This window comes from Chryseobacterium sp. MP_3.2 (assembly GCF_035984805.1).
Lineage (GTDB): Bacteria > Bacteroidota > Bacteroidia > Flavobacteriales > Weeksellaceae > Kaistella.
This window is the reverse complement of record NZ_JAXCHW010000005.1, coordinates 168,465-183,757: the sequence shown is the minus strand read 5'-3', so window position 1 is coordinate 183,757 and position 15,293 is coordinate 168,465. Positions and strand designations below refer to the sequence as shown.

Sequence of the window (15,293 nt, the reverse complement as noted above, 5' to 3'; positions counted from 1 at the left end):
AGTTGAGCATGATGGCTGCTTTTTACCACCAGTTTTCATCGATGTAGTAGTTAAGTCCTAACGCTAATAATCGGTTATACGTATTTCGGCTCGTGTTATTTGGATACACCGTACTGAAACCTTGATCATACCGAAGAAAAGCCTCTATATGCTGCGTGATTTTCAGACCGGCTCCAAAGGAAACACCGTACCCAAATTTCTTCACCTCATCATCTCCATTAAATTGGTAATAGGCTAAATCATAAGCGGGATCGACTTCTCTTTTCTCGCGCACCAAATATTCTATCCGGGGTCCAGCAAATAAATACAAATCTCTCTTCATATTTCCCTGGTGAAAAAACCATTTTAAATAGACCTGCATGGCCACATAATCATGGTGAAAACGCTGTACTCCAAATTTTTCTTCTTCTGCCTTTGCGATTTCCCCTTGCATGCTGTATTCTATTTGCGGCATGATGAAAAGCCAGGCGGAATCAAAAACATCATTTTCCACGAGGGACCACTGTCCGAAAATACCCAATCCACCACCATACGCTCCTTTGGAAACATCATGAACACCTACGATTGACCCTTTGTGAAAATTTCCTGTTACTCCATACTTAAAGGTTTGCGCCCTTACCACGAGCAGCAAGAAAAGGGCAAGAAATGTAGTAATTTTCTTCATAGTTAGTTTTCTTAGGTCGAGAGTAGTTTTTAATGAATACCAGTGCAAATTAATTAAAATAATTTCAATTCCTTCAATTTTTTTTATTGTGCATCTAAATCTTCGATTGCATTGTTGATCTTCTGATACTCAAAACCTCTCCCTAAAAGATATTTGATGGTTTTGGATCTTTTTTGATACGCCTGCAGGCCTTTTAATTTATCGTGGTAATTGAGGTAGATTTTTTTCAAAGTTTTCTCGTAATCTTCTTCCTTAATTTCATCAAAAGAATGGGTAATGAGTTTTTCGGTAATGCCTTTGAATTTTAAATGGTTGCGGATTTTATTTCGTCCCCAGGATTTGATGTAGAATTTCCCGCGAATGTAGCTGCGTGTAAATCGCTCTTCATTCAAGTAGTTTTCTTTCATGAGAAAGAGAAGAATTTCTTCTTTCGCTTCGGGAATGAGTAAAAAGTCCCACATTTTTTGCTCCACTTCTTGATGGCAACGATCCTGGTAAACGCAGTAGTTTGCCATTTTCTGCTTGATTTCGAGGAAAGTGTAGGATTTTTTGTCCAAGGTTGAGGTTAAGGTTGAGGTTGAGGTTGAGGTTGAGGTTCTGATTCTAGGGTTTTGATTACTTTGTTAAGTTCATGCATTAGATTCTCGATATCCTTGATAATCGGTTGAATCTTTTCATCTTCAAAATACTTTACGAGATTGCCATAAACCAAATGATTTTTAGTTTCATTTGCAGAACCTCTGGCATATTTATAAAACATAGTCTTGTCCCTACTTCCTGCTCTACCAAATCCTTCAGAGATATTCGCGGAAATACTTTCTGCTGATCTTCTGATTTGCGAGGTTAAGGCATAATCTTCCTTCTTTGGAAGCGAATCTGAAATATAAAACACCTCGACTGCAATGTCCATTGCTTTCTTCCAAACCAGCATCTGGGTGAAATCAGTATACATATTTAGGTTGAGGTTAGGGTTAAGGTTAAGGTTAAAATTGCAGATTTTATATAAACACAAATCCACTTAACCTTTACCTTTGTCTTAACCTTTGTCTTTGTCTTTCCCTTAACCTCAACCTTAGCTTTAAATTTTAGTAATTAAACAAAGCTTTTCCTTTCATTAATTCGTTAACTTTTTGACGAACGGCTGTGATTTTTGCGTCATCATTGAGGTTTGAGACTACGTCATTGATTAAGCCCGCAATGGTTTCCATATCTTTTTCTTCTAAACCGCGCGTGGTAATAGCGGCTGTTCCCAAACGGATTCCCGAGGTGGTAAAGGCTGACTTATCATCAAAAGGCACCATGTTTTTATTACACGTAATATCAGCTTTGACTAAAGCTTTTTCCGTTTCTTTTCCATTCACGTTTTTGTTTCGCAAATCCACGAGCATCAAATGATTATCTGTGCCACCACTCACAATATCAAATCCATTGTCCATCATGGCTTTGGCTAAAGCGCGGGAATTGGCCACGACTTTTTTGGCGTAGATTTCAAATTTCTCATCTATTGCTTCTGCGAAAGCTACCGCCTTGGCTGCAATAATATGCTCCAAAGGTCCACCCTGAATTCCCGGAAATACAGAACTGTCTAAAACCTGACTCATCATTTTTGTTTCGCCCTTCGGTGTTTTATGACCATAGGTATTTTCAAAATCCTTGCCCATCATGATCAATCCCCCTCTAGGTCCACGCAACGTTTTATGAGTGGTGGTAGTTACTACATGGCAGTGTTCAAAAGGAGAACTGAGTAATCCTTTCGCAATTAAACCTGCAGGATGCGCGATATCTGCCCACAAAGTAGCGCCAACTTCATCAGCAACTTCCCGGAATTTTTTAAAATCGATATCTCGGGAATAGGCAGAATACCCTGCGATGAGCATTTTGGGTTTTACTTCTAAGGCTTTTTGGCGCATGGCTTCATAATCGATGAGGCCGCTTTCGCGATCAACGCCATAAAAGTTGGCATTGTATTGAATTCCGGAAAAATTCACAAAAGAACCATGCGTTAAATGTCCACCCATGGATAAATCCAGACCCAAAATACGGTCGCCCGGTTTTAGAATAGAAAGATAGAGCGCTGCATTAGCTTGGGACCCAGAGTGCGGCTGAACATTCGCATAATCCACCCCGAATAGTTCTTTCGCGCGGTTGATGGCCAAAGTTTCAATCTCATCTACCACTTCACATCCACCGTAATATCTTTTTCCCGGATACCCTTCTGCGTATTTATTGGTTAAAACGCTTCCGGCCGCTTTCATGACGTTATCTGAAACAAAATTTTCCGAAGCAATCAGCTCAATTCCGTGCGTTTGTCTTTCTCTTTCTTTTTCGATAAGGTCAAAAATTGGATCCATATTGTATTGTAAATTATTTAAATTATTAGGTTTAATTTCACGTAAAATCAGGTGAAATCAGGTTTTCAAATGTAAGGATTTTTCCCAAAATAAGGAGCATCTGTCGCGGCGAAATATGTGCAACACCTGCTCTAGAGTCGCGTTAAATTGATTAATTTTGAGCCCAGATGGGAAAAGAAATGAAAATTGGAGATAAAGTTTCCGCGGTGGACGAAGATTTTGAAGGTATCGTAACTTCCATGCAAGGAGAAATGGTGGTGGTAAAAGACGATTATGGATTTACGCATCAGTTTCTAGGAACCAAACTGGTGTTGCGAAATCCTAAACTGTATGAAGGAACTGCCATCATTCAAAAAGAAGAAAAATCCAAAACCATTTCTAAAAAACATGATAAAAAGCCTATGCTCCTGGATTTACATTTTGACCTACTTGTAAAAAACCCGGAAAAATACGACGCCTTCGAAAGATTATTCCTGCAAAAAGAAAAACTCTTAAAAACGTTGGACTTTTGCCGCAGTAATCATCTGAAAAAGTTGCAAATTATCCATGGCATTGGAGACGGTGTTCTGCAACAAATGGTGTACGACGTATTAGAAAGCCAAACGAATCTGGAATTTCATAATAAAGAAATTTTACACCATCAATCGGGCACGGTTATGGTTTTTTTTAGATGAGGAAGGGTGATGGTTGATGGTTGATGGTTGATGGTTTATGGTTTATGGTTTATGGTTTATGGTTTAATCAGTAAGATCTTAAATTTAATGTTACACGATATGTATTTTTCGTCTCGCACCCGAAACATTTATTTTCCTATATCTGACATCCCACATCCGAAAAAAAAACCTAATTTTCTACATACTTAAAAGCTGTAGCATAAAATTTACCTTTTTTCACTTCGCCGCTCACTGTGGCTTTTTTTATCACTTTACAGTAGCCATCATCTGCATGAGCATCTCCAAAAACCTTTTTATTCATACCTTCTACGGGATATAAATTGCCCTCGATTTTTACAAAAACAGCGCAGCCTTTTTCTGATTTTACTTTAAATTGACACATTCCGCAGGCTGCATCTACTACTTGATTTTGTAATTTCTGCTGAGAAAATACAACTGCTGAAATCATCAGCGCAAAAAGAAACATTAATTTTTTCATATTATTTTTCGGTTTATATTTCTTACAAACTTAGAGATTATAATTCCACGAAACAACAAGAATTATCGTTCTTAATTATGATTTTGCTCAGACCCAAGAGATTTTCTTTTATTCCGAAAGCCGATTAATTTTAATAAATTTGCCACTTTAGACATGGAAAAACTTAAATTACTTTTTACGAAAGACGGTTTGCACTATCAACTCTGCAAAAACAAAAGTGTTTTGGAGGAATCTACCTTCTTTATACCAGAGGAACCGCATCCTTCTTTTATATCGGAAAAGCTAGAGGAACTTTTAAATTCCAAAAAATATCAGCACATTTCTATCATATCGGCGGTCAATCATTTCACCATTATGCCGGACGGATTTTCTGAACATCAATTAGGATATGATTTAATCGCCTTCAACGCACCTGTGGATAAGGAAAAGGAAGAATTAATGCTCTCTGTCAATAAAAAATTCGGCGTTCAGTTCTACTATACTTTTCCGAAAGACTACTATGAAAAAATAAAGGCTACGAAACTTCCTACGCATTTTAATTTTTCTGGCGAAGGCTTTCTCAATCAATTGATCACCAAGAATCAGAAAGAAATCCACATCAATTTATACCACCAACAATGTGAATTTTTTGCGTTGGATGAAAAGAAAGTGGTGCTCTATAATAACCTGGATGTGAATTCCGAAGTTGATTTTCTTTACTTTATTATGTTTACCTTGAGCAAAATTGGATTTGGGATAGAAGAAACACAATTCTTTGTCTACGGAGAAACAACGGAAAATGAAACCTTTATTTCTGAACTGAAAAAATTTGTAAAGAACTTAAGAATTGTCTTTGACAATGTGCCGAAAAAGCATTTTCTGCTGAATGGTGGGTGATGGATGGACGATGTAGGGTGATGCACGATAGACGTTTTTCGTAATATTTTAGAGTTGCTAATTATGAGTTTTAAATTTGAAAAATTAATGATCTGGCAAGACTCCATGACTTTCGGAGAAATTATTCATCATTAGCTGGGAATTTCCAAAGGAAGAAATTTACAATCTAACGTCACAAATTTACAGAGCTTCAGATTCAATCGCATTAAATATTGAAGAAGGAAGTATTCTATAAAGCAATCCAGAATTTAGAAAATTTTTAGGCTATGCAATTCGCTCCTTAGCAGAAGTAGTAACCTGCCTCTACAAAGCAAAGTATCGAAAATATATTTCAGACGAAATCTTTGAAGAGCTTTATGCAGAATCATATAAAATCATGAACCATATTATCGCCTTCCGAAATAAACTCAGTTAACATCCAACACCCAACATCCCACACTCAAAATTATGTACAGAATTATATCCGGAAGATGGAAATCCAAAAGAATTTCCGCTCCAAAAAATTTCGATGTTCGTCCAACCACAGATTTTGCAAAAGAAGCCCTTTTCAGCATTATAGAAAATCGTTTTCGTTTAGATTTTGCTTCCATTTCGGTGCTGGATTTATTTGCAGGAATTGGTTCTATTACTTTGGAGTTTGCCTCCCGCGAATGTAAAGATATTACCGCCGTAGAAATGAACGCCAAGCATTCTGCCTTTATCGGTATGGTGGCAAGAGAATTAGATTTGGATAGCCAAATCAATGTACAACGCGGTGATGTTTATGAATATCTGAAGAAAAATAGAAACCGCAAAACCTATCATTTGGTCGTGGCAGATCCACCTTTTGAAACCGAAATAGAGAAATATAACGAACTTATTTCCTTGGTTTTAAACAACAACTATTTAGGCACCGAGGGAATTTTCATCTTGGAACATCAAAGCCGAACGAAATTTGACCATCCTAATTTATTAGATACGCGGAAATACGGAAATGTAAGTTTCTCCTTCTTTAAAGCCAACGAACCTGCAATGGAAGAAATGGTGGAAGAAGAGAAAAAGCCGGAATCGTAATCAATTTCCTACAAAACTTTCAATTGCAGATCAATACTGTTTCCAAAGAATTTACGGGATATTTTCTCAAAATTCTTGGTAAGGTCTGAAAGGAAAAACTGGTAGGTTGCGCCAGAGTTATCCGTATTTAAGAGATGGTGCTTATCCAAAATCATTTTCAATTGGTTGGCTACAATACTCGGCGAATCAATAACCCGAACGCGGTTTCCATAAAATTGTTTGATTTCCTCCAGAAGCAAAGGATAATGAGTGCAGCCCAAAATTAAAGTCTCGATATTCTTCAACTTTTTGTTACTGAGGTAATTATAAATGATGGAATGCGTTACGGGATGGTTTTTAAAACCTTCTTCTATAGCGGGAACCAGAAGCGGTGTCGCCAGTTCATCTACTTTGATAAATTTATTGTGCTTTCGGATGCTCTTTTTGTACAATCCAGAATTCACGGTGGCTTTCGTGGCAATTACTCCAACATTCGTATGGATTTCATAGGAGACTTTTTCCGCAACCGGATTAATCACGTCAATAACTGGAATTTTTTCTGCAACCAAATCTAAAACTTCTTTCAAGGCATTTGCGGTGGCTGTATTACAGGCGATGACAATGGCTTTGCAATTTTTCTCTAACAAAAATTCCGTAATTCTGGTAGCATATCCAATGATGGCTTCTTTGGATTTATCCCCATAAGGAAGATGTTTCGTGTCTCCAAAATAAATAAGATTTTCTTGGGGAAGCAATCTTTTAATTTCTTTCGCAACCGTTAAGCCTCCAACTCCAGAGTCAAAAATTCCGATGGGTTGATTGGGTGAAAGGTGGCTAAAATCCTGTTTTTTCGTTTTCAAAGGAGAAAGTTTTGGCAAAAATACCTAAAGATTTTAGATTTTAGATTTTAGATTTTAGATTTTTTAAACTTGGAACAAATCTGAAGCAATTCCATCGGCAAGAAACTTTTTGCCTTAAACTTGGAATTCCTTTACACCATGAACAAATCCGAGGCGATTCCATCTGCTAAAAACCAGTTTTTTTCCGGAATTTTTAAATGGTTATTTTCGATGATCAAGACTTGATCTTCAATTCTGGATTGAATACTTTGATGAAAATGCGCCAGAATTTCTTCTCCAAAGTTGCTTTCTAAAGCTGCTACATCTACACCCCAACTCGTGCGCAATCCAATCATAATCATTTCATTGTATCGCTCTCTTTCCGTGAGAATTTCGGTTTCTTTTGGAAGTTTATTTTCATTTAAAGAATTGATATACCATTTATTATTCGCAATATTCCAGCTTCTTTCCGTTCTGCCATTAAAGGAATGTGCAGAAGGCCCAATTCCGAGGTATTCGTGAGATTTCCAATAGGCAGAATTATGTTTGGAGTGAAATCCGGGTTTCCCAAAATTGGAAATTTCATAGTGGTCAAATTCATGATCTTTTAAAAAATCTGACATGTAGAAAAATTCCTGATTTTGTAAATCTTCTTTTGGAGCAGACACTTTGCCTTGTGCAATCCAAGTATTCAAAGCGGTCTTCGGTTCCACGGTTAGCGCGTAAGAAGAAACGTGTGGAACTTCTAAAGCAATTACCTTACGCAGGTTTTCTTTCCAAATTTCAAAACCTGACGTGGGCGAACCGTAAATTAAATCGACACTGATGTTCACCAAACCAAAATCCTGAGCTCTTTTGATGGAAGATTCGGCTTCGGAGGCATTGTGCGCGCGATTCATTAACAATAAATCTTCTGCAAAAAAACTTTGAGTGCCGATGGATAATCGATTAATTTCCGTTCCTGCCAATTGCTTTAAAAAATTGTGCGTCAAATCATCTGGATTGGCTTCTAAAGTTATTTCAATGTCTGACGCGAAAGTGAAATATTTTAAAACCTCATCAATTATTGATTTCAATTCATCTGCTTTGAGTAAAGAAGGAGTTCCGCCGCCAAAATAGAGTGATTTTAAATGCGTGGATTCCAATTCTCCTTTCCTTAGAAAAATTTCTTTTTTAAGGGCTGCAACCATTTCATCTTTAGCATTTAAAGAAGTAGAAAAATGAAAATTACAGTAACTGCATTTTTGCTTGCAGAAAGGAATGTGGAGGTAAATCATGGTTTAAAATAATAAAATAGGGCACTTATAATCATCCCAGAAATAAAACCAGCGAGATGTGCGACATTATCTGAATTTGAAATGAATCCGATTAAGATATTAAACACTACATAACCGAAAATCATCATTAGAATACCTCTTGTCTCTTTTAAATTATTTTGCAAAATAAGCATCATCGCAATAGCTCCAATTAAGCCAAATATTGCACCCGAGGCTCCGACGCCAACGAAATTTCCCTGATGCCAAAGCAGCGTACATAATCCCGCAATGATTCCACTTAAAAAATAGATCATCGCAAAACGTACTATACCAAACATATTCTCGGAAAAATATCCTGCAATTCCTAAAACTATTACATTCATTGTTAAATGTATTATTCCTCCGTGCATAAACATACTGGAAATGATTCGCCAATATTCTCCCGTAAAGACAGCAGAAGTTAGTGCGCCAAAATTGACTAAATCTTCTGTTCTCGGCTCAAAAGGATTAACTCCTAATAAAGCTACTATTATAAAAATTAAAATATTGACATCAATGAGAACAGGAGTAATGAGAAATTCTTTCGAAGGAATAAGAAGTTTAATAAAGAACTTAAAATCATCTTCCTCATCTCTTTTCTTACGCTGATTTTTTATATAATTAGGAAATAGTAAGGCAAATAAAATGATGAAAATACCAATTCCAAAAATCTTAAAAAACCATCGTAAAATACTGGTACCATCATCATTAAAATTTCCATTGGAGGGTGATAAGAATATCAATTTTTTATCTTGAGGATTTTCAACTACATTTAGAATCAAATCGTTATAAATCTTTTTTTCATCTGAGCTTGGAACGCGGAGAAAATAGGAATTTTCGTAAAAATCAAATTCCTCTAAATCTTTCCAGCATTTTTCTCTAAATTTTCTATATGCTGCAACCCTTTCTGAATCACTGATTCTGTTGCTCATTCTTTCTGAAAACTGATGCACAAACCACACATCAGGTAAATTATTAACGGGCTTTTCCAGACTGTCCTTAAAAACGGCCGCCACAAAATAAAAATTAAAGTTGAGATCCCGTCCATATTTCCCAGAAACCTGCATTTCTGACTTTGAATTAAGGTAGCTCTCATCCACAAAGTAAGATTTGATTTGGATCCGTCTAACGCTTTCATCTGAACTGACTTCCTGGCTATTCTCGGCAATCTGCGTTTTAGATAATCTCACGTCCAAATACATTTGGGAATTGATGAGAAGCGCACATAAGACAATACCGCAAATAACGATGTAAATAAAATTATCTTTGGTTGAATCTTTATGTTTGAGAACACTAAATCTCTTTCTCATCAAAATCAGCGCAAAAACGGTGAATAACATTGGTAAGAATATATTCCAAGCTTCATCACTTAGGTTGAATAAATGAAATTTAAAATCAAGAAAATACCGCGCTATTCCTAAAAGACCCACCCATAAAAAAACTGCCAACAAAAATATTGGCAGAATATGAAGTACTTTTTTAAAATAATTATGCATTGCTAATAGCGAAACCCTCTAGTATTGATAAAGTTTTCTATATTGTATCCCACGCTGAGCATAAAACTGCTTCCCGCATATTGCTGAATATCTGAAAGTCCGAAATTGTAAACGGCACCAAAGGAGAAATTATTTACTTTCGCTTTGATGATGGGAGAAATACCTATGTTTTGACTGTCAAACTGATTTTTTGAAGTTCGTAAACTCGCTCCCGCCGAGAAAGAATTATCATCACCTAAAACCGTTGCCATTAAATTAAGATCTACCAATCTGGAAGAATTGGTATTAAAATTCAAAAGAACGGAAGGCGTTACAAAAAACTGTTCGCTAACATAATAATTATATCCCGTGTTGATGAGAAATTTTGTAGGCTCTGGTTCTATTCCATTTACAATAGGAATATCATTGGAAATTGCAATGTCATTTACAGAAACATTTGCAAAAACATTTCTATACGATAATGCCATTCCTATATTAGCATACACCAAAAAAATACTGTTCGTATCTGGACCCAAAGTTGGATCGCCGGGATCTTGTGGATTTAATTGAGAAAGGTCAATATTCAAATTGTAGAAATTGATATTCGTTCCAAAGGAAAACTGGCTTTTTCTCTCGCCGTCGTCATCAATGGGAATAAAATAAGAGGCACCGGCCGAAATTCCATTAGAAGAAATAGGTCCATTTTGATCGCGGAAAAAAGACAATCCTGCTCCTACCCGATCGAAAACATTTGCGTGTAAACCGATGGACTGCACATTTGGCGATTGATCAAATTGGGAAAACTGTTTCTGATAATTTAGATTTAAAACCACATCATCTGTAGCTCCATACAATGCCGGATTGAAAAGAAATTCACCATCAAGCAAATACTGTTGGTAAAAAGGCAATGTTTCTTGACTTTTTCCAAAGGCAAAGAATAGGACAATGAAAAATAAAGTTGCTATTTTTCTCATAATTGATTAGGCGTGAATTGACAGCAAATATAAAAAAACTTTTGCTGCTATTATTGTTCTACATAATTTCTCCATTTACTTACGGCGGCATCCATATCGGCGGGCATCGGACTTTCAAAATACATTTCTTTTTTGGTCGTAGGATGAATAAAACCGAGCGTGTGTGCGTGCAAAGCGTGGCGCGGCAAAACTTCGAAGACATTTTTCACAAATTGTTTGTATTTCGGCATATTGATGCCTTTCAAAATTTGATTACCTTCATACCGTTCATCATTAAACAAAGTATGACCAATATATTTAAAATGCGCCCGAATCTGATGCGTTCTCCCAGTTTCTAATTTACACTCCACCCAAGTGATATAACGAAAACGTTCTAAAACGGTATAATGCGTAACGGCGTGTTTGCCTAAACTTCCATCTGGAAAAACGGTCATTTGCATTCTATTTTTTAAATGTCGCCCAATATTTCCTTCGATGGTGCCTTTTTCATCTTCTACATTACCCCACACAAAAGCCCAATAGAGGCGTTTTGTGGTGCGGTCAAAAAACTGTTTTGCCAAAAAACTCAGGGCATATTCAGTTTTCGCGATGACCAATAAGCCAGAAGTATCTTTATCTATCCGATGGACCAAACCAACGCGATCCAAATCTGATTTCTGTCCATTTTTTTCAAAGTGAAAGGCGAGTGCATTCACCAAAGTTCCATCATAATTTCCATGTCCCGGATGGACCACCATTCCCGCTTCCTTATCAACTACCACTACATCCTCATCTTCATAAACGATGTTTACGGGAATATCTTGTGGAATGATGAGATTTAATCTTTTTGGCGTTGCCAGCAAGACAGAAATTTGATCGCCGGGTTTTACGCGGTAATTTTGTTTCACCGAGTTTCCATTAACCACTACATTTCCGGCGCGACAGGTTTGGGAAATTTTATTTCTGGAAGAATTTTTCCGAAAAATAAAGAGGAATTTATCAATTCTTAAAGGTTCTTGATTTTTATCAACGGTAACATTGAGATGCTCGAATAAACCCGCAGATTCTTCTTCATTCTCCTCCTGAGTAGAAAATTCTTCTTCTAAAAATTCTTCGTTATCTGTCTTCATTTTATAAAAAAGCTTCAACATTTCGGCTGAAGCTTAAACTATTTTGTAGGAACAAATTATTCCACGATTACTTTCTTCGCTTTGGGCTTTTCTTCCACTTTTTTCGGTGCAGTTGCTTTTGGCGTCGTTGCAGGAGCTGTAGTTTTAGGTTTTGGCTCCGCAGTGGTTTTCGCAGGTTCTTGTTTCGGTGTTTCTGTTGGCAACGTTTGTACTTTTGGACTTTCTGGCCTCTGACTTTCTGGCCTTGGCGTATATTGCTCTACTGGTGGACTGTAGGTTGGGATATCATCCATACCCGGAACATAAGGATCAATTTTTATTCGATAAATAGAATTGAGCTGAGAAATTTTTCCGCCCATTTCTGCAGGAGTTTTTTTACTCGCCCAAATATCAATTTGCATTCCTTGATCTCTTACATCAAAAGGCGCTGGATCTTGGTAATAAACGATATCTGACTCATCTCGGCCTTCATCTTCATGTTCCACCAATCCCACTTCAAATAAATTTTGTGCAATAATGGCTTTGGCTTCTTGAACTGTTAAACCAACAAGATTGGGTACAGAAATATTTCTTCTCGGACCTGCTCCAATGACCACATCAATGGTTGTAAATCTTGGCAGTAGAGTTCCGGGTTTTAGATTCGTACCATTATAAACCAAGCGGATAATAGCGTCTCGCTGAATGCTCGGTTCGAAAATGGTATCGCCCACTTTCAATCCTACCTGCTCTAACTGGCGGAAAGCCAATCCCTTGTAACGGTCTAGAACATCGGGTACAGAAACTTGTGCATAAGTTCTTGGATTCACCTTCATGATAATTGTTCTACCATCTTTCACACGGGAACCGGGAGAAGGGTAAATCTGCAAAACCTGGAAAGGCTTATATCTTGGATCATATTTAAAACTGTCTACTTCATATTCTAACCCAGAATCATCTAGAATTTTAATAGCGTCGTGAACAGATCTGTTCATTACATTCGGTACTGCTATTTCCTTCCCATGATTGGTATGAAGTTCTAACCAACGGAAAGTTAACCAAACCAAACCTGTGAATACTACGGCTGCCAAAAGGACATTTACTAAGACTTTCCAATGGAAAAGCGATTTTAGCATAATTTTTAATCTTAAGATATAGGTGCAAATATATAAAATAATAGTTTTTGCCCCTGTGGAATTTTGCATTCTAAAATTTATAAGCTAGAAAGTTTATAAATATTTATCTTTGTCTACTAAATCAAATACATGATTCTATCCATGACCGGCTTCGGCAGAAGCGAAGGTGTTTTCGAAGAAAAAAAAATCACCCTTGATATAAAATCTCTTAACAGCAAATCTTTCGACCTCAACATTAAAATGCCTTCCCGCTTCAAGGAGAAGGAATTTGAGATTAGAAAATTGCTCAATGACCGAATACTGCGCGGAAAAGTAGATTGCTATATCAATCTAGAAATGCTGGATAACGTCACCGATGTAAACATTAATCATGAACTCGTGCAGTCTTACATGGCAGAATTAAAAAAAGTTGCCGGAGATGGACCAGATTTCGAGTATCTAAAAATGGCCGTGAGAATGCCCGATGCAATTTCCTCTAAAAGCGAAGAACTCACAGCGTCTGAATGGCAGTTTTTAAAGACATTAATTGACAAAGCCATTGCCAAGTTTGATAATTTCCGCAGAACTGAAGGTGAAATTTTAAAAGAAGAATTGCAGCGCAACATTAATAATATTGAGAAATATTTACTCGCTGTAGAACCGTATGAGCAAGTAAGAATGGACGGTGTAAAAGAACGCTACCGCAAATCTTTGCACGAGTTCGATCAGATTGATGAAACTCGATTCTATCAAGAAATGGCGTATTACACTGAGAAATTAGACATTGCAGAAGAAAAAGTTAGACTTTCTCAACATTTGAAATATTACACAGAAGTAATGACTGAGGAAGATTTCAATGGTAAAAAATTAGGGTTCATTGGCCAAGAAATTGGGCGGGAAATCAATACTTTAGGTTCCAAAGCCAATCATGCAGAAATCCAAAAATTAGTGGTCATGATGAAAGACGATTTGGAAAAAATTAAGGAACAAACTCTCAACGTACTTTAGATCAAGACAAAAAGATAATAGACGAATAGATAAAAGACTTAATTAATTCGCTAAAAAGATTTATCAGAAATTTTTCGACAATTTAGTCACGACTCGTCTATCATCTATCCGTCTATCAAATATAAAACGCTCATGAATAAAGTCATCATCTTTTCAGCACCTTCCGGAAGTGGGAAAACCACTTTGGTTAAACACTGTCTGGAAACTTTTCCTGAACTGGCTTTTTCCATTTCTTGCACAACAAGAAATGCTCGTGGAACAGAAATCAACGGCATTGATTATCATTTTGTTAGTCCTGATGATTTCAGAAAAAAAATAACTGAAGATGCTTTTGTAGAATTTGAAGAAGTGTATGCAGATAAATACTACGGAACATTAAAATCTGAAGTGGACAGAATTTGGAAAGATGGAAAAGTCGTTATTTTCGATGTGGATGTAAAAGGAGGTATTTCTTTGAAGAAATATTTTGGGGAACAGGCTTTATCCGTTTTCATTATGCCACCTTCTGTGGCAGAACTGGAATTACGACTCATCGCCCGTGGAACAGATGATTCAGACACTATTAAAACACGTGTTCAAAAAGCAGCAGACGAAATGACCTTTAAAACAGAATTCGATGAAATTGTGGTCAACAATAATTTAGATACTGCAAAAACTGACATCGAGAATATCATCCAAGAATTTTTAGCATTATGAAAATAGCCATCATAGGTTGCGGTTGGGTTGGGAGCAGATTAGGAAAATATTTGGTCGGCAAAAACCACCACGTTATTGCCACAACTACTACCCCGGAGAAAGTAGAATTATTAAAAGAAAGTGCAACCGAAGTGTATTTACTGGATTTTAACACCACCAAAGATTTCGATTTTTTAAAAAATATTGATTACGCTATTTTCAGCATGCCGATTTCCAGAGATTCATGGTTAGAAGGCTTTCAAAAACTGCAAATCCATTTCCCAAAAACAATGCTTTTCAGTTCTACAGGAATTTATCCGCAAGAAAACAAAACTTTTACAGAAAAAGACAGAGACAATTTGCGCTCCGATATTTTGAATGCAGAAAATTTAGTTAGAGAAAAATATCCACAAACCAATATTCTGCGTTTCGGCGGTTTAATGGGGGATGAAAGAGGACTAAAAAATATGTTCAAGAACAGAACGCCTGAAAATCCATCGAAACTCACAAATTACATTCATTACGACGATATTTTAAAAATCGTGGAATTATTTTTGAACTCCCCTACCCAAGGAGAAACTTATAATATTGTTGCGCCAGAACATCCAACGATTGCAGAAGTTTTAGGAGTAGAAATTTCTTCAGAACCAGCAGAGAATCAGCCAAAATTCGAGCGACTAATCTCCTCCGAAAAATTGATTCAAGATTATCATTATACATTTATACATCCCAATCCAAAATATTTTTGACCC

General features: G+C 36.7%; 17 protein-coding genes and 1 pseudogene. 7 read left to right on the top strand and 11 right to left on the bottom strand.

Annotation, left to right across the window (positions count from 1 at the left end; translation table 11 throughout):
• Window positions 1-22: 22 nt before the first annotated feature.
• The 4 genes from RCH13_RS08695 to glyA all read right to left on the bottom strand — a co-directional run bounded on the left by RCH13_RS08695 (window position 23) and on the right by glyA (window position 3,015).
• Window positions 23-664, bottom strand: a complete 642-nt coding sequence (locus RCH13_RS08695; RefSeq protein ID WP_326986844.1) for an outer membrane beta-barrel protein — start codon at window positions 662-664, stop codon at window positions 23-25.
• An 83-nt stretch (window positions 665-747) separates the two neighbouring features.
• Window positions 748-1,179 (bottom strand): regulatory protein RecX, encoded by a 432-nt coding sequence (locus RCH13_RS08690; RefSeq protein WP_326986843.1) that lies wholly within the window; start codon window positions 1,177-1,179, stop codon window positions 748-750.
• A 50-nt stretch (window positions 1,180-1,229) separates the two neighbouring features.
• A complete protein-coding gene (locus RCH13_RS08685) occupies window positions 1,230-1,616 on the bottom strand; it encodes a four helix bundle protein (RefSeq protein WP_326986842.1) in 387 nt (128 codons plus the stop codon).
• 133 nt (window positions 1,617-1,749) lie between these two features.
• Complete coding sequence (gene glyA / locus RCH13_RS08680) at window positions 1,750-3,015, bottom strand: serine hydroxymethyltransferase (RefSeq protein ID WP_326986841.1); 1,266 nt, start codon at window positions 3,013-3,015, stop codon at window positions 1,750-1,752.
• Between the two features lie 167 nt (window positions 3,016-3,182).
• Between glyA and RCH13_RS08675 the strand changes: the two genes are divergently transcribed.
• Window positions 3,183-3,689, top strand: coding sequence for a Smr/MutS family protein (locus RCH13_RS08675; protein WP_326986840.1), 507 nt, complete (start codon window positions 3,183-3,185; stop codon window positions 3,687-3,689).
• Window positions 3,690-3,858: 169 nt separating this feature from the next.
• Here the strand turns inward: RCH13_RS08675 and RCH13_RS08670 are convergent, their stop codons facing one another.
• The gene (locus RCH13_RS08670) at window positions 3,859-4,167 is read right to left on the bottom strand and encodes a DUF6370 family protein (protein ID WP_326986839.1); all 309 of its coding nucleotides are present in this window, start codon (window positions 4,165-4,167) and stop codon (window positions 3,859-3,861) included.
• Between the two features lie 153 nt (window positions 4,168-4,320).
• On the opposite strand from RCH13_RS08670, the gene RCH13_RS08665 reads away from it, so the two are divergent.
• From RCH13_RS08665 to RCH13_RS08655, 3 genes and pseudogenes are all read left to right on the top strand, one after another.
• On the top strand, window positions 4,321-5,043 hold the full coding sequence (locus tag RCH13_RS08665) for a DUF3822 family protein (protein WP_326986838.1): 723 nt from the start codon (window positions 4,321-4,323) through the stop codon (window positions 5,041-5,043).
• Between the two features lie 127 nt (window positions 5,044-5,170).
• Window positions 5,171-5,458, top strand: a pseudogene (locus RCH13_RS08660) (four helix bundle protein).
• A gap of 32 nt (window positions 5,459-5,490) precedes the next feature.
• A complete protein-coding gene (locus RCH13_RS08655) occupies window positions 5,491-6,096 on the top strand; it encodes an RsmD family RNA methyltransferase (protein WP_326986837.1) in 606 nt (201 codons plus the stop codon).
• A gap of 8 nt (window positions 6,097-6,104) precedes the next feature.
• On the opposite strand, the gene murI is transcribed toward RCH13_RS08655, so the two are convergent.
• The 6 genes from murI to RCH13_RS08625 form a co-directional block, all read right to left on the bottom strand.
• A complete protein-coding gene (gene murI / locus RCH13_RS08650) occupies window positions 6,105-6,935 on the bottom strand; it encodes a glutamate racemase (RefSeq protein ID WP_326986836.1) in 831 nt (276 codons plus the stop codon).
• Window positions 6,936-7,066: 131 nt separating this feature from the next.
• On the bottom strand, window positions 7,067-8,191 hold the full coding sequence (gene hemW / locus RCH13_RS08645; RefSeq protein WP_326986835.1) for a radical SAM family heme chaperone HemW: 1,125 nt from the start codon (window positions 8,189-8,191) through the stop codon (window positions 7,067-7,069).
• A complete protein-coding gene (locus RCH13_RS08640) occupies window positions 8,188-9,657 on the bottom strand; it encodes a rhomboid family intramembrane serine protease (RefSeq protein WP_326986834.1) in 1,470 nt (489 codons plus the stop codon). The genes hemW and RCH13_RS08640 overlap by 4 nt, the downstream gene beginning before the upstream one ends.
• 50 nt (window positions 9,658-9,707) lie before the next feature.
• Window positions 9,708-10,658, bottom strand: a complete 951-nt coding sequence (locus tag RCH13_RS08635) for a PorP/SprF family type IX secretion system membrane protein (RefSeq protein WP_442784622.1) — start codon at window positions 10,656-10,658, stop codon at window positions 9,708-9,710.
• 50 nt (window positions 10,659-10,708) lie between these two features.
• Entirely contained in the window at window positions 10,709-11,767 is a 1,059-nt protein-coding gene (locus RCH13_RS08630; RefSeq protein ID WP_326986833.1) for an RluA family pseudouridine synthase, read from the bottom strand.
• A 56-nt stretch (window positions 11,768-11,823) separates the two neighbouring features.
• The gene (locus RCH13_RS08625; protein WP_326986872.1) at window positions 11,824-12,879 is read right to left on the bottom strand and encodes a PASTA domain-containing protein; all 1,056 of its coding nucleotides are present in this window, start codon (window positions 12,877-12,879) and stop codon (window positions 11,824-11,826) included.
• A 129-nt stretch (window positions 12,880-13,008) separates the two neighbouring features.
• Between RCH13_RS08625 and RCH13_RS08620 the strand changes: the two genes are divergently transcribed.
• The 3 genes from RCH13_RS08620 (at window position 13,009) to RCH13_RS08610 (ending at window position 15,290) form a co-directional block, all read left to right on the top strand.
• Window positions 13,009-13,866, top strand: coding sequence for a YicC/YloC family endoribonuclease (locus RCH13_RS08620; RefSeq protein ID WP_326986832.1), 858 nt, complete (start codon window positions 13,009-13,011; stop codon window positions 13,864-13,866).
• 132 nt (window positions 13,867-13,998) lie between these two features.
• Window positions 13,999-14,562 carry a guanylate kinase gene (gene gmk, locus RCH13_RS08615; RefSeq protein WP_326986831.1) on the top strand — a complete coding sequence of 188 codons (564 nt, stop codon included), beginning with the start codon at window positions 13,999-14,001 and terminating at the stop codon, window positions 14,560-14,562.
• On the top strand, window positions 14,559-15,290 hold the full coding sequence (locus tag RCH13_RS08610) for an NAD(P)-binding domain-containing protein (RefSeq protein WP_326986830.1): 732 nt from the start codon (window positions 14,559-14,561) through the stop codon (window positions 15,288-15,290). Before gmk ends, RCH13_RS08610 begins: the two co-directional genes overlap by 4 nt.
• The last annotated feature ends 3 nt before the right edge of the window (window positions 15,291-15,293 follow it).